The following is a 19,930-nucleotide window of genomic DNA, read 5'->3' on the forward strand; positions in this document are numbered from 1 at the left end:
GACCGGGGCGTGCCGGAGCGACCGTAGGACTGCCACCCCGGTCCCATCAACAGGACGCGCGCGCCCGGTCGCCTTCGGTCACATTTGCGACACCCGACCAGCGGAAAGTTGATCGCGATCCGGGTACCGGACACACCGGGCTCCCCGCAGCGGCACCGCGGACCGCTACCCTTCCCGTCTGGACGGGCGCCCGGCCCGGCCACCCGATCCCACGCACACCGCCGGTACGCGGTGCTGCGCCGCACCCGGGGGGACCGATGACCCAGCCACCCGCCGGCGGCCCGACCGGCCCCACCGACCTCCCGCCGGCCGGTTCACCGGCCGAGTCCCCGCCGCCGGCCACCGGCCACGATGCGCCGCCCGGGCCGCCGGAGGGCGGGTACCGGCCGCAGCACGCGCCGGCCGGACCGCCACGCAAGCGGGGCCCACTGCTGGCCTCGCTCACCCTGGTGGTGGTGCTGCTGCTCTGCGCCGGCGGCGGCGTGGCCGCCTTCCTCACCCTGCGCAACACCGAGTCCGGCGAGGGGGCACCGGATCCGTCGGTCGCCGTCGACGATTTCCTGACCGCCGTCTATCAGGACCGGGACGCCGCCAAGGCGGCGGATCTGGTCTGCACCGCCGCGCGCGACCGGGACAAGATCCGGGCGAAGGTGGCCGAGGTCGAGCAGTACGTGGCGACCTACCAGAACCCGCAGTTCCGCTGGGACACCCCGACGGTGGACAACGAGACCGGCGACCGGGCAACCGTCACCACCACGGTGACCGTGACCACCGCCGACGAGAAGATCGCCGACCAGGACCTGCGCTTCACGGTGCTCCGTAAGACCGGCTGGTGGGTCTGCGAGGTCGCCTGAGCACGCCGGATGGATAGGCTCGACGGGTGGGAGCAGCGCAGCGACCGAACGACCGGGCCGGCATCGACTGGCCCGCCCGCCTGCACGTGGTGACCGGCAAGGGCGGCACGGGCAAGACCAGCGTGGCCGCCGCGCTCGCCCTGGGGTTGGCCACCGGTGGTCGGCGCACCCTGCTGGTGGAGGTGGAGGGGCGGCAGGGCATCGCCCAGCTCTTCGGCACCGAACCGCTGCCGTACGCCGAACGGCACCTGGCCGACGCCACCGGCGGTGGCGAGGTGTCGGCGCTCGCGGTCGACGCCGAGGAGGCGCTGCTCGAATATCTCGACATGTTCTACAAGCTCGGCGCGGCCGGCCGGGCGCTGCGCAAGTTCGGGGCGATCGACTTCGCCACCACCATCGCGCCGGGTCTGCGCGACGTGCTGCTCACCGGCAAGGTCAAGGAGGCCACCACCCGCACCGTCGACAAACGGCGGGTGTACGACGCGGTGGTGCTGGACGCGCCACCCACCGGCCGGATCGGGCGTTTCCTGAACGTCACCGCCGAAACCGCCCGGCTGGCCAAGGTGGGACCGATCAAGACGCAGAGCGAGGGAGTGTCCGCGCTGCTGCGCTCACCGATGACCGCCGTGCACGTGGTGACCCTGCTCGAGGAGATGCCGGTACAGGAGACGGTCGACGCGATCGCCGAACTGACCTCGCTCGGTTTCCCCGTAGGGCGGGTGATCGTCAACGGGACCCGGGCACCGCTGCCGACCGCGCAGGTGGTCACCGAGGCGGAATTGGCACAGGGCCTGCGCGCGGCGGGACTGCCGGCCGGCGAGCGGATCGTCACCGGCCTGCACGACGAGGCGCGGGACCTCATGATCCGCCGGGAACTGGAGGATTCGCTGCGCACCGACCTGGTGGAGTTGGGCCCGCCCCTGGTCGAGTTGCCGCTGCTGCCCGACGGGGTGGACCGGGCCGGCCTGGAGGTGCTCGCCGCCGCGCTCGTGCCCGGTGATTGACTCACACCTCCCTCGGCCTGGCGCGCGGAGCCGGTCAGCCCGATACGCTCGATTGGTGTCTTCCGACAACGCCGCGCCGCCGCTGGACGTCGACCGGATCCTGGCTGACCCGGGAGTCCGGATCGTGGTGTGCTGCGGCGCGGGCGGGGTGGGCAAGACGACCACGGCCGCCGCGCTGGCGCTGCGCGCCGCCGAGCTGCACGGCCGCCGCACGGTGGTGCTCACCATCGACCCGGCGCGACGCCTGGCCCAGTCCCTCGGCCTGACCGAGCTGGACAACACCCCGCGGCAGGTCAAGGGGATCGACGTCGAGGACAGCGGCGGCGAACTGCACGCCATGATGCTGGACATGAAGCGCACCTTCGACGACGTGGTGCTGGCGCACACCGATCCGGCGAAGGCGGCGGAGATCTTCGCCAACCCGTTCTACCAGGCCATGAGCTCCACCTTCGCCGGCACCCAGGAATACATGGCGATGGAGAAGCTCGGCCAGCTGCACGCCCGGGGCGAGTGGGACCTGATCGTGGTGGACACTCCCCCGTCGCGCTCGGCGCTGGACTTCCTCGACGCACCGGCCCGGCTGTCGCGGTTCCTCGACGGACGGATGCTACGGCTGCTGCTCGCGCCGGCCCGAACCGGTGGTCGCAGCATGTTCAGCCTGGTCACCGCCTCCTTCGGGATGTTCTCCCGAGTGGTGCAGAAGGTGATCGGCACCCAGCTGCTGACCGACCTGTCCGGCTTCGTCGCCGCGCTCGACTCGATGTTCGGTGGGTTCCGGCAGCGCGCCGAACAGACGTACCGCATCCTGCAGGCGCGGGAGACGGCCTTCCTGCTGGTCGCGGCGCCGGAGCCGGACGCGGTCCGGGAGGCCGCCTACTTCGCCGGTCGGTTGCGCGCGGAGCGGATGCCGCTCGCCGGCCTGGTGCTCAACCGGGTGCACCAGCCGACGGTGGCCGAGCTGGGCGCGGCGGAGAGCCGCGCCGCCGCCGACCGGCTGGCCACGGCCGGTGGGCACGAGGGCACCGTCGAGGTGTTGCGGGCCCATGCCGTCCTGGTCGAACAGGCGGTGCGTGAGCAGCAGGTGGCGGCGCGGTTCACCGACGAGTTCCCGGAGGTGCCGACCGTGTCGGTGACGGCGCAGCCCGCCGACGTGCACGACGTCGACGGGCTACGGACGATCGCGGCGGCGATCGGCCACCACTGACCCGCTGTCGGTCCGGCGGGAAGCCACGAGCCGACGGTGCCGGTCGGTCAGTTGCCGGCCGCGGCCAGGATCTTGTCCTTGCCGGTCTTGTCCTTGGCGTTCTTCTTCATCGCCGCCTCGAACATCTTGCGCCAGCTGGTGACCTGGGGATGGCGACGCAACAGCGCGCGGCGTTCCCGTTCGGTCATGCCGCCCCACACGCCGAACTCGATCCGGTTGTCCAGCGCGTCGGCCAGGCACTCGTACCGGACTGGGCAGCTCCGGCAGATCCGCTTGGCCACGTTCTGTTCGGCGCCCTGTACGAACAACGCGTCCGGGTCCCCGTTCTGACACGCCGCCAACGACGGCCAGTCAGTGATCATGCCCATCTGTACACGTCCCCCCTTGCTGTACTACCGACGCCGTCGCGGGCCAGCCGGCAATCCCCCCGGGTCGTCCGGCACGCCTTACCCCAAGGCGGCACAGACGACATGTGGCACTGTCGCCGCCTACATCATGCTCTGTAGTCGCACGATTACGCAACGTTGTCGGCGAAATCCATCATTCCGGACAACCCCGACCTCTCGGGCCTGGGACCGCCGCTTACCCCACCGAGGTCGGCGAAAACGCTGCGAGTCGCCTCCGTACGGAGGAAACTCGGCTCGAATCCACGCAACCGGACACCCGGTGCCACGCGTCTAGCACAACGAGGACGGCGCGCGCAGGAAATGGGGAAAAGACGCCCCGGCGCCCCTCGTTACCTGTTCGCGTACCCTGTCGAGGTGACCTGGATGCGGAAACGTGACCACAACGTCCTGACCAACGCCGCATCGCTGCTCATCTGTGGGCTGTTGGCCGGTGTGGTGGTCGCCGCTGCGGCCTTCCCCGCGGTGGCGATGTCAGGCCTGGCCGCGAAGGCCGGCGCGGAGACCTTCGGCGCGCTGCCGAAGGAACTCACCGTGGCCCGCGCACCGCAGATCAGCTATCTGCTCGCCTCCGACGGCAAGACGCCGCTGGCCACGATGTACGACGAGAACCGGCGCGACGTGAAGCTCGCCGACATCTCGGAGAACATGCGCAACGCGATCATCGCCGCCGAGGACCACGACTTCTACAAGCACAACGGGGTCGACCTCAACGGCGTGGCCCGGGCCTTCGTCAACAACAGCCAGGCCGGCGCCGACCGTCAGGGCGCCTCGACGTTGACCATGCAGTACGTCCGGATGGGCATCGCGTACTCGGCCACGCACCCGGCCGACGTGATCGCCGCGACCGAGGACACCAGCGCGCGCAAGCTGCGCGAGATGCGGTACGCGCTCCAGCTCGACAAGGAGATGTCGAAGGACGAGATCCTGGAGCGCTACCTCAACCTCGCCGCCTTCGGCAACGGCGCGTACGGTGTCTACGCCGCCAGCCAGGTCTACTTCAACAAGCCGCCGAAGGACCTGAAGATCGAAGAGGCGGCCATGCTGGCCGGCCTGGTGAAGGCCCCCACCTCGTTCGATCCGACCACCAAGGACGGCTACCCGCACGCGGTCGACCGGCGCAACTACGTGATCGACAACATGGTCAAGACCGGCGCGATCACCCAGCAGCAGGCCGACGAGGCCAAGGCCGTCAAGCTGGTGGTCAAGGGCAAGCGGGCGCCGAACGGCTGCGTCGCCACCAACAAGAACGCCTGGGGCTTCTTCTGCGACTACTTCTACCGCTGGTGGATGTCGCAGGAGACGTTCGGGGCGACCTCGTACGACCGGGAGCGGCGGCTCAAGAGCGGCGGCTACACCATCGTCACGACCCTGGACAAGCAGGCCCAGAATGGCGCCGACGACGCGGTCCGCGACGCCAAGTCGGTGAACGCCAAGGAAGCCGTGATGGTGGCGGTGGTCGAGCCCGGCACCGGTCGGGTCCGGGCGCTGTCGGTGAACCGGAACTTCAAGCTCGACAACCCCGACAAGCCCAAGAACAAGCCGCACAGCGACCCGAAGCAGCGGGAGAAGGGCAAGCGGGGCAATTACCCGAACACGGTCAACCCGCTGTTGACCGGTGGCGACGGCATCACCGGCTACCAGGCCGGCTCGGTTTTCAAGATGTACACGATCGTGGCCGCGCTGGAGAAGGGCATCCCGCTCAGCTACACCTTCAACGCGCCGCAGCAGTTCAAGTCCGAATACATCATCGACAGCAGCAGCCCCGCCGCCTGTCCGGGCACCAACCTCTACTGCCCGACCAACTCCGGCAAGAAGGCCGGTGGCGTGCAGAACATGTGGAGCGCCTTCTCCGCCTCCATCAACACCTACTTCGTGCCGTTGCAGCAGCAGGTCGGCGCGGAGAACGTGGTGGACGTGGCCAAGCGCCTCGGCATTCAGTTCCGCCAGAGCAAGGACGCGGAGTTCGCCAACACCAAGGAGGCCGCGCACCAGTGGGGCGCGTTCACCCTGGGCGTCTCGCAGGTCACCCCGTTGGAGCTGGCCAACTCGTACGCCACCCTGGCCGCTGACGGCAAGTACTGCGAGCCGATCCCGGTGCAGGAGATCCGGGACCTGGACGGCAACAAGCTGGACGTGGCCAACCCGCGTTGCGAGAAGCGGTTCAGCACCGAGGTGGCCCGCGCCGCGGTGGACGCGGCCCGCTGCCCGGTCGGGGACAACTCCTCCACCAGCAAGTGCGGCGGCAGCCGCACCGCCGCCGAGGTGAAGTGGAACGTCGACAAGCCGGTGGCCGGCAAGTCCGGCACCACCGACTCCGAGAAGACCGCCTCGCTTGTCGCGATGACCAAGCAGTACGCGGTGGCCGGCATCCTGGCCGACCCGGATTGGCCGCAGACGAACGTCAGGATGAAGCACAAGACCGACGACGGCATCAACCCGCCGGTCTGGAAGACGTTGAAGGCCGCCATGAAGGGCAAGAAGGGGATCAACTTCGAACCGCCCGGTAAGAAGATCTCCCTGGGTGACCAGCGCACCATCCCCGGCGTCGGATGCCTGGACCTGGAAAGGGCCAAGTCCCGCCTCTCCGGTGCCGGCTTCGAGCCGATCGTCTCCAGCAGCCGGGTCACCTCCGACTGCCCCGCCGGTACCGCCGCCGGCACCAGTCCCAGCGGTCGCACCATCAAGGGCGGCATCGTGACCATCGTGGTCAGCGCCGGTAAGGCCGACAACGACAGCGGCGGTGGTAACAACCGCCCGGGCAACGGCTCGCCCTCCGGCCCGCCCAGCAACCCCGGTCGTCCACCGGACCGACCCGGCGGCTGACCGGCCGGCAACGCTCGAACGGGCGGGCACCCCTCGATGGGTGCCCGCCCGTTCGTGTGGGTGTCCCGTGCCGCCGTCAGGAGGGTGGCTCGGATGACCGGCTGGGAGGACTCAGAGGCCCAGTTGGCGGCGTACCTCGGCGGCCACCCGACCGCCCTCGGCCTGGCCGGCCACCGCGGCCTGGGCCGCCTTCATCGCCGGGCCCATCTGGGCCTTGCCGGTGAAGCCGCCCGCCGCCAGCGCCTGCGTGACAAGCGCGGTCAACTCGGCGTCGGAGAGCTGCTTCGGCAGGTAACGGTCCAACACCTCACCCTCGGCGCTCTCCCTGGCGGCCTGCTCGGCGCGGCCCGCGTCGGCGAAGGCGGTGGCGGCCTCGCGGCGCTTCTTGGCCTCCTTGGTCAGCACGGCCACCACCTCGTCGTCGCTGAGTTCCCGCTTGGCCTTGCCGGAGACCTCGGCGGTACCCACGGCGGCCAGGGCCATCCGCAGGGTGGAGGTGGTCAGCTCGTCGCGGGCCTTGAGGGCGGTGCGCATGTCGGCGGTGAGGCGGTCCTTCAGCGTGCTCATGGACGGTCAAACTACCCTGATCGGCATGCGAAAGCGCACACTATTCCGGCTCGCGACCGCAACCGTCGCGACGGGTGCCGCCGCCCTGGCGTACGCCTCCCTCGTCGAGCGCAACATGTTCACCCTCCGCCGCTTCGACGTGCCGGTGCTGCCGACCGGCACCGAGCCGCTGCGCGTGCTGCACCTGTCGGACCTGCACATGACCCCCAACCAGGTACGCAAGCAGCAGTGGGTCGCCTCACTGGCCGCTCTCGACCCCGACCTGGTGGTGGTGACCGGGGACAACATGGCGCACCCGGGCGCGGTGCCGGGCGTGCTGCGGGCCCTGCAACCCCTGCTCGACTACCCAGGTGCGTTCGTGTTCGGCTCGAACGACTACACCGGGCCGGTCTGGAAGAACCCGTTCAGCTACTTCCTGCCCGAGCGGGAGTACACCGAGGGGGTCGAGCTGCCCGCCGAGGAGCTGCGTGACGTGCTCACCGGGGCCGGTTGGGTAGACCTGAACAACCGGCGTACCACGGTCAAGGCCGGTGGCCGGGCGATCGACATCGCCGGCGTGGACGACCCGCACGTCGAGCGGGACGACTACGCCTCAGTCGCCGGGCCGATCTCCCCCGCCGCCGACCTGTCCATCGCGCTCACCCACTCTCCCGAACCGGCGCTGCTCGACGAGATGGCCGCCGACGGCTTCGGGCTGCTGCTCGCCGGGCACACCCACGGTGGCCAGGTGTGCGTACCGGGAGTGGGAGCGTTGGTGACCAACTGCGGGCTGCCCCGGTCGATGGCGAAGGGCCTGCACCGCTGGCCTGGGTCGGACTCCTGGCTGCACGTCTCCGCCGGGCTCGGCACCCACCCGACCGCCCCCGTCCGGTTCGCCTGCCCGCCGGAGGCCAGCCTGCTCACGCTGATCCCGCGCTGACCGTCCGCACCGGGGTACCGAGTTTGAGCCCCGGGACGGGTGGGCTACTATTTGTCGGCACGCCTCGGGGTGTGGCGCAGCTTGGTAGCGCGCTTCGTTCGGGACGAAGAGGTCGTCGGTTCGAATCCGGCCACCCCGACCAGGTGAGGGGCACATCCAGCCACTGGATGTGCCCCTCTTTCTGTGGCGGGACAACGCCATCGCCCGGCCTACGCATCGAGCACGGCGAGTTTCCGAGGTCAGGTTTGGCCCATGGGTCGACGGGGATGCGCGGGCATGCGCATCGACGTGGACGAGCCCGACGCCCGCAACCTGTTCTGGGAAGGGATGCGAGACGTCGCCAACGCCGCCGCACGCCACCAGGATCAAGCCCTCTACCAGGCAATAATCAAGATCGGCAGAGCCGCGCTGGCGCAGGGCGTCGATCTGGTGCCGTCGGGCGGCCTGTTCCTGCAATGCCCGATCTGCGACGCCCTGCCCGGCCAACGCTGCATCAACGTGGCCAGTCACCCGCTCGGAGACCGCGCCTGCCATCCGGAGCGCGTCGAGCTGGCGGCGAAGGCGTTCAGCGGAGAAGTGCCGATTCCCCCTCCGCTGCGCTGACTGACTGGTTCGACCTGGCCGACGTCGGAGCGCCCCAGCTCAGCCGACCCGGCGGCGATGCTCGCGGCGCAGCCGCGCGGCCTGCACGGCGGCGACGCCGAGGAGGACCAGGAGCACCGGGCCGCCACCGAGGACGACGAGACCGGCCCCGATGTTCGCACCGATCGCTCCGGCCGTCATGATCCGCCAGCCGAGACCGATCAGCACTCCGGCGACAATCACCGGTACGAGCGCGGACCACCAGCGGGGATCGAGTTTGTGGGTGACGGTGGCGCGAACCAACAGGGCCAGCGACACCAGCAGCAGCGCGCTGGCCACGACCACCAGGACCCGGTCGCCGGTCGGGCCCAGGCTGACCGGCTCCACCGCGTAGTCGAGCGACTCTCCCTCGGCCGCGATTCGCCGCGCCGCCTCGCCGGTCAGGTCGCCGACGAGCCAGGCGGTCACCACCGGAGTGCTCAGCAGCAGGGCCACCGCCAGCAGCCCGAGACCACGCCTCAACACGCCACCCCTCTGTCCCGCTGGTCGGACGGCCCGGGGCAACCACCGGCGACCTCAGCGAACCAACGATAGTGATTCGCGTTGGTCCTCGTCGCCCCGGGCCGTCGTCCGGTCAGCAGTTCGTGTAGCCGTTGCCCTTCTTCGTCCAGGCGCACTTGTCGATCTGCTTGCCGCTGGCGTCGCGCAGGTACGCGGTGTCGCCGGTGTTGTTCCAGATGTAGTTGCCCGAGCCCCAGTACCGGGTACTGGCCGTGTTCTTGCCCTTGCCGGTACGGATGACGACGCTCTTGCCCTTGGCGAGCTTGACGTCGCCGCTGAACTTGTAGACGTGGTTCGCCTTGTCGCGCAGGGTCCAGTTCTTCAGGTTGATGGTGCTCGCCCGCCGATTGGTCAGCTTCACGTACTCGGCGTTGAGGCTGGAATTCGACCGGTTGTCAGTGCCCGGCGAGTCGTAGTAGACCTTGGTGATCTCGATGGCCGGGGTGGCGGCCTGCGCCGGAACGGCCAAGGTGAGCGAAGCACCCACCACCACCGCGAACGCGGCCACCAGCCCGATGAGCCTTCTCGTCATACGTGTCAACCCCCACGGACAGCGCCGGAATCTCGGCGCGGATGTGTCACGCCGACGCGTGACGGAGCGAGGTTAACGACGCATCACCGCGCAGTGAACACCCCGGCATGCGCTGCCACCGATTAGAGCCGACCAGCGCCCCCGGCACATCCGGCCGGCATCTCCGGTCCACCCGGCCGGCTCGCTGGAATCGCCCGGTCCGACCGATCGGGCCCGCCTCACGATCAAGATCAGCCGACCGAACCGGTGCGTCGGATCACGCTATCGGCGTCCACTTAGGACCCTCTGGCGCAGTCCTCAGCCGCTCCTGCGGGTGTCCGCCCGTGTCGGTCACGGGCCCGGCATCGGCCACCACAACCCCTGAGATTCAGAAGCCGCAGGTCATCCCGGCGGTGTGGCTCACCTGGACGGTGTGCGTGACGCAGCCCGACCGGGACACCACGTGCAGCAGCAGCGCGGTCGGCTCGGCGACCCACCCGATCCGCTCGTCGTCGCTCATGGTCAGCGTGCACTGTCGCCAGGTGCTCGGCGCCACCGACAGCACCGTGCCGGCGAAGGTCGCGGTCACCGGACGGTGCAGGTGGCCTGCGGCGACGCGTACCACGTGGGGGTGCCGGAGCAGCACCTCGGCGAGCTCGGCACCGTCGGCGAGCCGGATCGCGTCGGCGACCGGGATGCCGACCTCGACCGGCGGATGGTGCAGGCAGACCACGGCCGGCACGTCGGGGCGCGCGGCCAGCGCGCCGTCCAGCCAGGCGAGCTGCTCCGCGCCGAGCCGCCCGCCGTCCGAGCCGGGGACCAGGGAGTCGAGCACCAGCACGGTCGCACCGGGGTGATCGACCTGGTAGTACGCGGAGAAGCCACCGCCGAGCCAGGGTGTGCCCCCGAAGGCGTCGAGCAGCGACTCGCGGTCGTCGTGGTTGCCGGTGACCAGGTGCACCGGCAGCGGGAACCGCCCGAGCACCTCGCGCAGCACGGCGTACTCGTCGGGACGGCCGTGATCGGCCAGGTCGCCGGTGATGACCACGCAGTCGGGCCGGGGGTTCAGCGCCAGCACCCGGCCGAGCGCCCGGTGCAGGCCAGCGGCCGGCTCGGCACCGAGGACGCCGGTGGTCAGGTGCGGATCGCTGAGGTGGGCGATGAGCATCGGGCCTCCACTCGACCTGAGATCCCCACGCTATCGCCGTCGCGCCCCGCGCGTGGCCCCACCGGCCGTGTCCACACCCTGTGGATAGCACATGTGTACGACCACAGCCGGCTCCCAGTTCCGCGTGAGTACGCTTGATCCGCGACCCGGCGCCACCGGGATCGGATCCGACCTGGGACGACGTGCGAGTGGATCACCAGAAAGTCATCCGTGACGTCACGGTCCGCCTGCCCATGGCGTCGACCGTCGCCGAGGTCTGCGATGCGGCCGTCGACGCCCTCGCCCGGTACACGCCCGCCACGATCGCCGTCCTGCTGCACGTGCACGGCCGGCTGCGGTGTGTCGCCGCCACCGGCTCCTGGCAGGTCTTCGCCGCCGTCGCGCCGGACGCCGGCATCGTGGGCCGGGTCTACACCGCTGGACGCTCCGCCGTCGTCCCGGATGTCGCCGTCGACGACGCGCACATCCCGGTACGCCCCGACGTCACCGCCGAGGTGTGCGTACCGGTGCTGAACCCGGCGGGCCGGACCATCGGCGTACTCGACCTGCAGTGGACCGGGCCGGCCGACCTCGGCTCCTGGCAGACGGTCGCCGAACAGGTCGCCGCCCGCCTCGGCACCCGGATCTCGGCGCTCGGTGGACCGGCGGAGAGCCGCAGCGAGAAGCTGCTCCGGCACGTCTCGGCGATGACCGCCGCCACCACCGAGTGGGAGCTGATGACGGCCGCGATCGCGGCGGCCCGGGACGTGTCGACCCTCGCCGCCGCCGTGCTGCTGCTCGGTGGCCGGGGTGGGCCGCGACTCGGCGCCCCGACGGTCGCACCGGGTGAGTTGGAGACCCGGATGCGCACGGAGCTGGCCGACCTGGCCGCCCCGGCCATCGGACGCGTCATCGACCGGGCCCACCGCTACGGCGCCGGCTACACGCTCGGCGAGGCCGGCCATCCACCGACCGACGAGCATCAGCCGTTGGTGCGGGCGGGCGTCAGCACCCTGGTGGCGGTGCCGTTCGGGCCACCGGAACGCGGCGGGGTGCTGCTGGTCGCCGACGAGCGGCTACTGCGGCCGGACCCGACCACGGTCAACCTGTTGGAGCTGCTGGCCGGGCAGGCATGGGGCTTGCTGGACCGGCTACGCACCCTGGAACGGCTGCGTGAGCAGGCCAGCTCCGACCCGCTGACCGGGCTGCGGCACACCGGCCCGTTCGGGCAGCGGATCGCCACCGTGACGCCGGGCCGCACCGCACTGCTGGCGATCGACGTGGACGACTTCAAGACCGTCAACGACACGTACGGCCACCAGGCGGGTGACCGGGTGCTGATCGGACTCGCCCGGGCCCTGGAGGATGCGCTGCGCCAGGGCGACGAGTTGTACCGGATCGGCGGGGACGAATTCGTCGCGGTGATCGAGGTCAGTCGCCCCGAGGAGGCGGTACGCGTCGCGGAACGGCTGACCGAGGCGGCCCGCCGGGTGGGCCGCACGATCAGCGTCGGCGTGGCTCTCCCCCGCCCCGGCGAGCCACCTGAACTCGCCCTGCGCCGCGCCGACCAGGCCCTCTACGCGGTCAAACGCCAGGGCCGCGACGGCGTCCACCTCTCCGCCGCCTAACCACCCCACCCCACCCCACCCCCCACCTCGCCCCGCCCTACCCCACCCCGCCGGGTTGATCATGAAGTTATTGCGGCGGAGAGCGCTCCCGGGTGACAACAACTTCATGATCGACCCAGGCCATGGGGAGGAGGGGAGGGGTTTGGGGGTCAGGGGTGGGTCAGGTCTTTGGCGAGGAGTTCGGCGATCTGGGCGGTGTTGAGGGCGGCGCCCTTGCGGAGGTTGTCGCCGGTGACGAAGAAGTCCAGGGCGCGCGGGTCGTCGACGGCGCGGCGGATCCGGCCGACCCAGGACGGGTCGGTGCCCACCGCGTCGATCGGCATCGGGAACTCGCCGGACGCCGGATCGTCGACCACGATCACTCCGGGCGCGTTGCGCAGCACGGCACGGGCGCCCTCGGCGTCGATCTCGGTGGCGAAGACGGCGTGCACCGCGACCGAGTGCCCGGTCACCACGGGTACCCGTACGCAGGTGGCGGAGACCTTGAGGTCACGCAGTCCGAGGATCTTGCGCGACTCGTTGCGCAGCTTCATCTCCTCGGACGACCAGCCGCCATCGGTCAGCGAGCCCGCCCAGGGGACCACGTTGAGCGCCAGCGGCGCGGGGAACGGGCCGAGTTCGTCGCCGACCGCCTGCCGCACGTCGCCGGTGCGCGAGCCGAGCAGCCGGTCACCGGCCACCTTCGTCAGCTGGTCGTGCAGCGCGTCCGCACCGGCCTGACCGGCCCCGGAGACCGCCTGGTACGAGGCGAGCACCAGCTCCCGCAGGCCGTACTCGCGGTGCAGCGGGGCGACCGCGACGATCATCGCAAGCGTCGTGCAGTTGGCGTTGGCGACGATCCCCCGGGGGCGGTTCCGTAGCTGTTCCGGGTTGATCTCGGGCACCACCAGCGGCACGTCTGGGTCCATCCGGAAGGCGCCCGAGTTGTCCACCACGACTGCCCCACGGTCGACCGCGACGGGCGCCCAGTGGGCGGCGACCTCGTCCGGCACGTCGAACATTGCCACGTCGACGCCGTCGAGCGCCTCCTCGGTGAGCACCTGGACGGTCAGCTCCTCGCCCCGGCAGCGGACCCGCCGGCCGGCGGAGCGCTCGGAGGCCAGCAGCCGGATCTCGCCCCAGACGTTGCGCCGCCCGGTGAGCAGCTCACACATCACGGTGCCGACGGCCCCCGTCGCCCCGACCACGGCCAGGGTGGGCAGCCTGGCCACCCGGGCTACCGCCCCGTCCCCGCGTACACCACGGCTTCGGTGTCGCCGCCGAGGTCGAAGGCCTCGTGGATGGCCCGGACCGCCGCGTCGAGGTCGGTGTCCCGGCAGACCACCGAGACGCGGATCTCCGAGGTCGAGATCATCTCGATGTTCACCCCGGCCTGGCCAAGCGCGGCGAAGAAGCCGGCGGCCACTCCGGGGTGCGACCGCATCCCCGCGCCGATCAGGGAAACCTTACCGACGTGGTCGTCGTAGAGCAGACCCTTGAAGTTCAGCACTTCCTGGATCTTGCTCAGGGCGGCCATCGCGGTCGGACCGTCGGTCTTCGGCAGCGTGAACGAGATGTCCGTGCGACCCGTGCCCTCGGTGGAGACGTTCTGCACGATCATGTCGATGTTGATCTCAGCGCCCGCGACGGTGTCGAAGATCCGCGCGGCGGCGCCGGGCTCGTCGGGCACCCCGACGATAGTGATCTTGGCCTCGCTGCGGTCGTGGGCGACCCCGGTGATCAGTGCCTGCTCCACAGAGAGCTCCTCCATCGATCCGGTGACCATGGTGCCGGTGTTTGTCGAGTATGACGATCGGACGTGGATCGGCAGTCCGGCCCGCCGGGCGTACTCCACGCTACGCAGGTGCAGCACCTTGGCGCCGCAGGCGGCCAGCTCGAGCATCTCCTCGTAGGTGATCTGCCTGATGTGCCGGGCGTTGGGCACGATCCGCGGATCGGCGGTGAACACCCCGTCGACGTCGGTGTAGATCTCGCAGACGTCCGCCCGCAGCGCCGCGGCCAGCGCCACGGCGGTGGTGTCGGACCCGCCCCGGCCGAGGGTGGTGACGTCCTTGGTGTCCTGCGAGACGCCCTGGAAGCCGGCGACGATGACCACGGCCCCCTCGTCCAGGGCGCCCTTCAGGCGCCCCGGGGTGACGTCGATGATCCGTGCCCGGCCGTGCACCGACGTGGTGATCACGCCGGCCTGGGAGCCGGTGAACGAACGGGCCTCGTAGCCCAGATTGTGGATCGCCATGGCGAGCAGCGCCATGGAGATCCGCTCGCCAGCGGTGAGGAGCATGTCCAGCTCCCGCCCGGGCGGCAACGGACTCACCTGGTTGGCCAGGTCGAGCAGTTCGTCGGTGGTGTCGCCCATCGCGGAGACCACCACGACCACGTCGTCGCCGGCCTTGCGGGCCGCGACGATGCGCTCGGCCACCCGCTTGATCCGCTCGGCGTTGGCGACGGAGGACCCGCCGTACTTCTGCACCACGAGTGCCACGACGGTGCACTCCCTCCCGGTTGCCCTGAGCGTGCCGACGCCGCCGGCACCGGGGCCGGCGGCGCGGGTCGGACGACCTCAGGGTATCGGGCGTCTCTGACCGCCAGGTCAGGTGATCCCACGATCCGGCCCGCAGCCACGACGGCAGTGGCCTGCGACACGCTGGGAACGCCGGCCGTCCCGGGGCTGTGCCGAGCCCGGCCGAACACCCAGAATGACCGGATGCCCGCCGCCCATCCTCCGAACCGCCACCTGATCGCCGCGCTCGCGCTCGCCGTGCCCGCACTTCTCGCCGCCTGCTCGTCCGATCCGCCGACCGACCCCGCGCCGGCCCCGACCGTCCCACCGCGCCCGGCCGGCCCGGACGCGGCCCGGGACGAGTTGGCCGCCCTCGCGGCCGCCGCCCAGGACCGGCACCTGGTCGCCCGGTACACGTTGCGGGTGGACGGGACCGCCGACCGCCTGATCGTCTTCACCAGCGCCGACGACGGCAGTTGGCGGGTGGACGTGCCGGGCGGGGCGCTCGGCGGCACCGCCGACATCGCGCTGGCCGCCATCGCGGACGGGTTGTTCCAGTGCGGGCTGCCGTCGGCGGCCCGACCTGAACCGGCCAGCTGCGTACGCCTCGGCGAGCCCGACGACACGCTGCCGCGCCGACTGGATCCCCGGGTACAGCACCCGTTCACCGACTGGCTCGACGTGCTCACCGACCGGCGCGCCCCGTTGTCGGTGTCGCCGGCCATGGCACTGCCCGAGGCGACCGGCAACTGCTACTCGGTGGAGACCACCGCGGCGTCGATCAATCCACCGCTGGATGTCGGCATCTACTGTTTCGACGCCGACGGCACACCGACGGCGGTACGGGCGGCGTTCGGCACGCTGACGCTGGCCGGCCCGCCCGAACCGGCCCCGGGCACGGTCCAACTGCCCGGCCCGGTCGTCGAGGGTGAGCCGCTGGGCATGGCCGCGCCGGTGGACCCGACCACACCCGCCGGCCCGGAGCCGACCCAGTAGCGGCGGGCACGTGGAAACGCCCTGACGGCCATCCCGTTACGGGTGTCCTTGCCCACATTTGACTACCCGGACCCGGGTGGCCAAATCGCCCATACGGGACACTCTTCCCATGACCGATCTCACTCCGCTGCTCGCCTTCCGCTGGAGCCCCCGCTCCTTCGACCCGGTCGCGGAGTTGACCTCGGCCGAGGTGACGACCCTGCTGGAGGCGGCACGGTGGGCGCCCTCGGTCGGCAACCGCCAACCGTGGCGGTTCGCCGTCGGGCACCGCGAGGACGAGACCTTCAAGCGGATCCTCGTCAACCTGCCACCGGCCGAACAGCGGTGGGCCGGCCGGGCCAGCCTCCTGCTGCTCGCCGCGCGGCACGCCACCGACAACCCGTTCGCGGCGTACGACCTGGGGCAGGCCGTGGCCCACCTGACCGTGCAGGCCACCGCGCTCGGGCTGCACGTCCGCCAGGTGACCGACCTCGACCGACACGGTCTGGTCACCGACCTCGATCTGCCCGCCGACGTGGAACCGTCCGTCGTGACGGCGATCGGGCAGCTCGGCGACCCGTTCAGCCTCCCGGCCGACCTGCTGGTCCGCGAGACCTCGCTACGCCGTCGCCGGCCACTCGCCGAACTGATGCTGACCTGCCCGGACCTCACGCGTTGAGGATCACGCCGCGTGCCTGGTCCCACATCCCGGACGACCCTTCCCAGACCTGACGTCCAGCACGTAGTGTCACTCTGTCATGTGGCAGGTGCACCTTCTCCTTGGTCGCCGCGACGAGGCCTGACGGCCGGCACCTCGTCGCGGAGTCGAACCGCGCCGCCAGCAGTTCCCGGATCCTCCTCGGCCTCGCCGCCGACCTCCATCGCTGACGTCACATGACCACGGGAGAATTCCGCCATGGCTCACCCAGCCGGCACCACCGACATCGACTCCGATCCGTTCGCCCGGCAGCGTCCGAGCCGGATGCCGTACGCCCGCTACCAGCCGTACCGGCAGCAGTTCCGGATCGACCTGCCGGACCGGGCCTGGCCGACCCGGCACATCGAGACCGCGCCGCGCTGGTGTGCGGTCGACCTGCGCGACGGCAACCAGGCGCTCATCGACCCGATGTCGCCGGAGCGCAAGCGCCGCATGTTCCAGCTCCTGGTGCAGATGGGCTACAAGGAGATCGAGGTCGGCTTCCCGTCGGCCAGCCAGACCGACTACGACTTCGTCCGGCAGCTGATCGAGCAGGATCTGATCCCCGAGGATGTCACCATCCAGGTGCTCACCCAGTGCCGGGAACACCTGATCGACCGCACCTTCGAGTCACTGCGTGGGGCACGCCGGGCGATCGTGCACTTCTACAACTCGACCTCCACTCTGCAACGCCGGGTGGTGTTCGGGCTGGATCGGGACGGCATCACCGACATCGCCACCAGCGGTGCCCGGCTCTGCCAGAAGTACGCGGAGATCCACACCCCGGACACCGAGATCTTCTACGAGTACTCGCCGGAGTCCTACACCGGCACCGAGCTGGAGTACGCGCTGGAGGTCTGCGCCAAGGTCATCGAGGTGATCGACCCAACCCCGGACCGCAAGCTGATCATCAACCTGCCGGCCACCGTCGAGATGGCCACGCCGAACGTGTACGCCGACTCGATCGAGTGGATGCACCGACGCCTGCCCCGCCGCGACAGCCTGGTGCTCAGCCTGCACCCGCACAACGACCGGGGCACCGGCGTGGCCGCCGCCGAGCTGGGCCTGCTCGCCGGGGCGGACCGGATCGAGGGCTGCCTGTTCGGCAACGGTGAGCGCACCGGCAACGTCGACCTGGTGACCCTGGGGCTGAACCTGTTCTCCCAGGGCATCGACCCGATGATCGACTTTTCGGACATCGACGAGATCAAGCGGGCCGTCGAGTACTGCAACCAGCTGCCCGTGCACGAGCGCCACCCGTACGCCGGCGACCTGGTCTACACCGCCTTCTCCGGCTCCCACCAGGACGCCATCAACAAGGGGTTCACCGCGCTGGAGGCCGATGCGGCGGCGGCCGGGGTGCCGGTCGACGAGTTCACCTGGGCGGTGCCGTACCTGCCGATCGACCCGAAGGACCTGGGCCGCAGCTACGAAGCGGTGATCCGGGTCAACTCGCAGTCCGGCAAGGGCGGCGTCGCGTACATCATGAAGACCGAGCACCAGCTCGACCTGCCCCGCCGGCTCCAGATCGAGTTCTCCGGCGTGGTGCAGCAGGTGACCGATCACGACGGCGGTGAGGTCGACCCGGCCACCATGTGGCAGATCTTCGCCGGGCAGTACCTGCTCGACCACCAGCGCGACCCCGCGGTGGCGCTGTCCGACTACACGATCGGTACCGCCGACGGGAAGGTCGAGATCACCGCCAAGCTCCACACCGGTGGGCAGGAGCGCTCGATCACCGCGATCGGCAACGGCCCGATCGACGCGTACGTCAACGCGCTGGGCACGGCCGGGGTGAGCGTACGCGTGCTCGACTACCACGAGCACGCGCTCTCCTCCGGTGGGGACGCCCAGGCCGCCGCGTACGTCGAGTGCGAGGTGCAGGGGCACACGGTGTGGGGTGTCGGCATGGACGCCAACATCGTCACCGCCTCCATCAAGGCGGTCACCAGCGCCGTCAACCGCGCCCGCGGCTGATCCGCCGGCAGGGCCCCGCACCAGCGTGCGGGGCCCTGCGTCATCTCCGTGGCGTGGAGACCGGCATCGAGTGACAGGGCTGGGCCGGTGGCGGGCGACGGGCCGGCCGGTGGACCAGCAGGGCGGCGATGAGCGCCCCGGCCAGCAGCAGACCGGCACACCAGAGCAGCGCGCCACGGTACGCGGCGGTGAGTTCGGCGGGCTGTTCGTACCCGGTGCCGGTGAGCCCGACCAGCAGCGGCAGGGCCGCCACCGCGAGCAGCCCACCGACCCGCGAGGCGGCGTTGTTGAAGCCGCTGGCCACGCCCGCGAAGCGGTCGTCGACCGCGGCCAGCACCGAGGCGGTGAGCGGCGCCACGACCAGGGTCAGCCCGACTCCGAAGATCGCCACCCCCGGCAGCACCTGCCCCCAGTACGACGCCCCCGGCTCGATCTCGCGCAGCATCAGCAGCCCGACGGCGGCCAGTACCGGCCCGACGGTCAGCGGCAACCGGGGCCCGATCCGCGTCGACAACGCACCGGTCAGCGGCGAGCCGACCAGCAGCAACAGAGTCATCGGCAGCAGCGCGAGGCCGGTGAGCAGAGCCGACCAACCGACCACGTTCTGCAGGTAGACGGCGATGAAGAAGGTGAACCCGCCGAGAGCGGCGTAGACCAGCACGGTGAAGAAGTTCAGCACCGAGAACAACCGACTGCGGAACAGCCCGGTGGGCAACATCGCCGTCTCCCCCCGCCGCCGCTCCAGGACCACGAACACCACCGCGGCCACCACCCCGGCCAGGACCGCCGCCACCACCGCCGGTGAACCCAGGCCCCGGTCGGGGGCATCGACCAGGGCGTACGTGACACCGGCCAGGGCGAGAGCGCCGAGAAGGGCGCCGGCCACGTCGAACTGGCGGGTTCCGCGCTTGCGGGACGCGTTCTCGTCCCGGCTCTCGGGCACCCAGCGCAGCGTCGCCAGCACCACGAGCACCGCCAGCGGCACGTTCAGGAAGAAGATCCACCGCCAGGAGAGGGCGTCGATGAGCCAACCACCGATGAACGGCCCGAGCGCGGTGGAGACGCCGGAAAGTCCCGACCAGGCTCCGATCACCTTCGCCCGGTCGTCGGGATGGAAGCTGGCCTGAAGCAGCGCCAGCGATCCCGGCGTCAGCAGGGCACCCCCCGCGCCCTGGAGGAACCGCGCGGCGATCAGCCAGTCGGTGCGCAGCGCCAGCCCGCACAGTACGGAGGCGGCGGTGAACCAGACCACGCCGAGCAGGAACACCCGACGACGCCCGAAGCGGTCCCCCAGCGCGCCGCCGAGCAGGACGAACGCGGCGAGGGTCAACAGGTAGCCGTTGATGGTCCACTGGAGACCGGACACCGACGCGCCGAGATCGGCACCGAGGTGGGGCAGCGCCACGTTGACCACGGTGCTGTCCAGAAAGACCATGCCGGAGGCCAGCACGGCGGCGGCCAGGGTGCCCCGGCCGGCACTGCTGCGCAGGCGGAGGGCGGACGTGTGTTCGGGCATGCCCACCAATCTGCCGTGCACCATCCGCCAGACACCACGAAACGCCGAAACCCTGGCC

18 protein-coding genes and 1 tRNA gene are annotated in these 19,930 nt (G+C 70.8%); 11 read left to right on the forward strand and 8 right to left on the reverse strand.

The window, feature by feature from the left end; all coding sequences use genetic code 11:
* The first annotated feature begins 257 nt into the window (after positions 1–257).
* Genes O7597_RS09220 through O7597_RS09230 form a run of 3 tightly spaced genes read left to right on the forward strand, consistent with a single transcriptional unit; the run spans position 258 to position 3,062 of the window.
* A complete protein-coding gene (locus O7597_RS09220; RefSeq protein ID WP_281582457.1) occupies positions 258–854 on the forward strand; it encodes a hypothetical protein in 597 nt (198 codons plus the stop codon).
* 26 nt (positions 855–880) lie between these two features.
* Positions 881–1,858 carry an ArsA-related P-loop ATPase gene (locus O7597_RS09225; protein ID WP_269738600.1) on the forward strand — a complete coding sequence of 326 codons (978 nt, stop codon included), beginning with the start codon at positions 881–883 and terminating at the stop codon, positions 1,856–1,858.
* Between the two features lie 52 nt (positions 1,859–1,910).
* The gene (locus O7597_RS09230) at positions 1,911–3,062 is read left to right on the forward strand and encodes an ArsA-related P-loop ATPase (RefSeq protein WP_269738601.1); all 1,152 of its coding nucleotides are present in this window, start codon (positions 1,911–1,913) and stop codon (positions 3,060–3,062) included.
* A 47-nt stretch (positions 3,063–3,109) separates the two neighbouring features.
* Here O7597_RS09230 and O7597_RS09235 read toward each other — a convergent pair whose 3' ends face one another.
* Positions 3,110–3,430, reverse strand: coding sequence for a WhiB family transcriptional regulator (locus O7597_RS09235; RefSeq protein WP_269738602.1), 321 nt, complete (start codon positions 3,428–3,430; stop codon positions 3,110–3,112).
* 402 nt (positions 3,431–3,832) lie between these two features.
* Between O7597_RS09235 and O7597_RS09240 the strand changes: the two genes are divergently transcribed.
* The gene (locus O7597_RS09240) at positions 3,833–6,292 is read left to right on the forward strand and encodes a transglycosylase domain-containing protein (RefSeq protein ID WP_281582458.1); all 2,460 of its coding nucleotides are present in this window, start codon (positions 3,833–3,835) and stop codon (positions 6,290–6,292) included.
* A 111-nt stretch (positions 6,293–6,403) separates the two neighbouring features.
* Here O7597_RS09240 and O7597_RS09245 read toward each other — a convergent pair whose 3' ends face one another.
* The gene (locus O7597_RS09245; protein WP_269738604.1) at positions 6,404–6,859 is read right to left on the reverse strand and encodes a GatB/YqeY domain-containing protein; all 456 of its coding nucleotides are present in this window, start codon (positions 6,857–6,859) and stop codon (positions 6,404–6,406) included.
* Between the two features lie 25 nt (positions 6,860–6,884).
* Between O7597_RS09245 and O7597_RS09250 the strand changes: the two genes are divergently transcribed.
* The 3 genes from O7597_RS09250 to O7597_RS09260 all read left to right on the forward strand — a co-directional run bounded on the left by O7597_RS09250 (position 6,885) and on the right by O7597_RS09260 (position 8,381).
* Complete coding sequence (locus tag O7597_RS09250) at positions 6,885–7,778, forward strand: metallophosphoesterase (protein ID WP_281582459.1); 894 nt, start codon at positions 6,885–6,887, stop codon at positions 7,776–7,778.
* Positions 7,779–7,843: 65 nt separating this feature from the next.
* A tRNA-Pro gene (locus O7597_RS09255) sits at positions 7,844–7,920 on the forward strand.
* A gap of 134 nt (positions 7,921–8,054) precedes the next feature.
* Positions 8,055–8,381 (forward strand): hypothetical protein, encoded by a 327-nt coding sequence (locus tag O7597_RS09260; protein WP_281582460.1) that lies wholly within the window; start codon positions 8,055–8,057, stop codon positions 8,379–8,381.
* Between the two features lie 39 nt (positions 8,382–8,420).
* Here the strand turns inward: O7597_RS09260 and O7597_RS09265 are convergent, their stop codons facing one another.
* The 3 genes from O7597_RS09265 to O7597_RS09275 form a co-directional block, all read right to left on the reverse strand.
* Positions 8,421–8,885, reverse strand: a complete 465-nt coding sequence (locus tag O7597_RS09265) for a hypothetical protein (RefSeq protein WP_281582461.1) — start codon at positions 8,883–8,885, stop codon at positions 8,421–8,423.
* 109 nt (positions 8,886–8,994) lie between these two features.
* On the reverse strand, positions 8,995–9,453 hold the full coding sequence (locus tag O7597_RS09270; RefSeq protein WP_269738608.1) for a lamin tail domain-containing protein: 459 nt from the start codon (positions 9,451–9,453) through the stop codon (positions 8,995–8,997).
* Between the two features lie 367 nt (positions 9,454–9,820).
* Entirely contained in the window at positions 9,821–10,600 is a 780-nt protein-coding gene (locus O7597_RS09275) for a phosphodiesterase (protein ID WP_281582462.1), read from the reverse strand.
* Between the two features lie 188 nt (positions 10,601–10,788).
* Here O7597_RS09275 and O7597_RS09280 point away from each other — a divergent pair, with 188 nt between their 5' ends.
* Entirely contained in the window at positions 10,789–12,207 is a 1,419-nt protein-coding gene (locus O7597_RS09280; protein WP_269738610.1) for a sensor domain-containing diguanylate cyclase, read from the forward strand.
* A 149-nt stretch (positions 12,208–12,356) separates the two neighbouring features.
* Here the strand turns inward: O7597_RS09280 and O7597_RS09285 are convergent, their stop codons facing one another.
* Together O7597_RS09285 and O7597_RS09290 are read right to left on the reverse strand one after the other, a co-directional pair.
* Positions 12,357–13,418, reverse strand: coding sequence for an aspartate-semialdehyde dehydrogenase (locus O7597_RS09285; protein ID WP_281582463.1), 1,062 nt, complete (start codon positions 13,416–13,418; stop codon positions 12,357–12,359).
* 5 nt (positions 13,419–13,423) lie between these two features.
* Entirely contained in the window at positions 13,424–14,689 is a 1,266-nt protein-coding gene (locus O7597_RS09290) for an aspartate kinase (protein WP_269738612.1), read from the reverse strand.
* A 222-nt stretch (positions 14,690–14,911) separates the two neighbouring features.
* Between O7597_RS09290 and O7597_RS09295 the strand changes: the two genes are divergently transcribed.
* From O7597_RS09295 to leuA, 3 genes are all read left to right on the forward strand, one after another.
* Entirely contained in the window at positions 14,912–15,703 is a 792-nt protein-coding gene (locus O7597_RS09295) for a hypothetical protein (protein WP_281582464.1), read from the forward strand.
* 109 nt (positions 15,704–15,812) lie between these two features.
* Positions 15,813–16,361, forward strand: coding sequence for a nitroreductase family protein (locus tag O7597_RS09300; protein ID WP_281582465.1), 549 nt, complete (start codon positions 15,813–15,815; stop codon positions 16,359–16,361).
* Positions 16,362–16,598: 237 nt separating this feature from the next.
* Positions 16,599–18,356, forward strand: coding sequence for a 2-isopropylmalate synthase (gene leuA, locus O7597_RS09305; protein WP_281582466.1), 1,758 nt, complete (start codon positions 16,599–16,601; stop codon positions 18,354–18,356).
* Positions 18,357–18,396: 40 nt separating this feature from the next.
* On the opposite strand, the gene O7597_RS09310 is transcribed toward leuA, so the two are convergent.
* Complete coding sequence (locus tag O7597_RS09310) at positions 18,397–19,872, reverse strand: MFS transporter (RefSeq protein ID WP_281582467.1); 1,476 nt, start codon at positions 19,870–19,872, stop codon at positions 18,397–18,399.
* Positions 19,873–19,930: the final 58 nt, after the last annotated feature.

Origin of the sequence: Verrucosispora sp. WMMC514, from assembly GCF_027497295.1 — a bacterium.
Classification (GTDB): domain Bacteria; phylum Actinomycetota; class Actinomycetes; order Mycobacteriales; family Micromonosporaceae; genus Micromonospora; species Micromonospora palythoicola.

What these genes read in the sequence shown, in the direction of transcription:
- leuA (WP_281582466.1), top strand. Translation starts at nt 16,599, where the DNA reads ATGGCTCACCCAGCCGGCACCACCGACATCGACTCCGATCCGTTCGCC.
- O7597_RS09250 (WP_281582459.1), top strand. Translation starts at nt 6,885, where the DNA reads ATGCGAAAGCGCACACTATTCCGGCTCGCGACCGCAACCGTCGCGACG.
- O7597_RS09300 (WP_281582465.1), top strand. Translation starts at nt 15,813, where the DNA reads ATGACCGATCTCACTCCGCTGCTCGCCTTCCGCTGGAGCCCCCGCTCC.
- O7597_RS09235 (WP_269738602.1), bottom strand. Translation starts at nt 3,430, where the DNA reads ATGGGCATGATCACTGACTGGCCGTCGTTGGCGGCGTGTCAGAACGGG.
- O7597_RS09260 (WP_281582460.1), top strand. Translation starts at nt 8,055, where the DNA reads ATGCGCATCGACGTGGACGAGCCCGACGCCCGCAACCTGTTCTGGGAA.
- O7597_RS09275 (WP_281582462.1), bottom strand. Translation starts at nt 10,600, where the DNA reads ATGCTCATCGCCCACCTCAGCGATCCGCACCTGACCACCGGCGTCCTC.
- O7597_RS09295 (WP_281582464.1), top strand. Translation starts at nt 14,912, where the DNA reads ATGCCCGCCGCCCATCCTCCGAACCGCCACCTGATCGCCGCGCTCGCG.
- O7597_RS09310 (WP_281582467.1), bottom strand. Translation starts at nt 19,872, where the DNA reads ATGCCCGAACACACGTCCGCCCTCCGCCTGCGCAGCAGTGCCGGCCGG.
- O7597_RS09240 (WP_281582458.1), top strand. Translation starts at nt 3,833, where the DNA reads ATGCGGAAACGTGACCACAACGTCCTGACCAACGCCGCATCGCTGCTC.
- O7597_RS09220 (WP_281582457.1), top strand. Translation starts at nt 258, where the DNA reads ATGACCCAGCCACCCGCCGGCGGCCCGACCGGCCCCACCGACCTCCCG.
- O7597_RS09245 (WP_269738604.1), bottom strand. Translation starts at nt 6,859, where the DNA reads ATGAGCACGCTGAAGGACCGCCTCACCGCCGACATGCGCACCGCCCTC.
- O7597_RS09270 (WP_269738608.1), bottom strand. Translation starts at nt 9,453, where the DNA reads ATGACGAGAAGGCTCATCGGGCTGGTGGCCGCGTTCGCGGTGGTGGTG.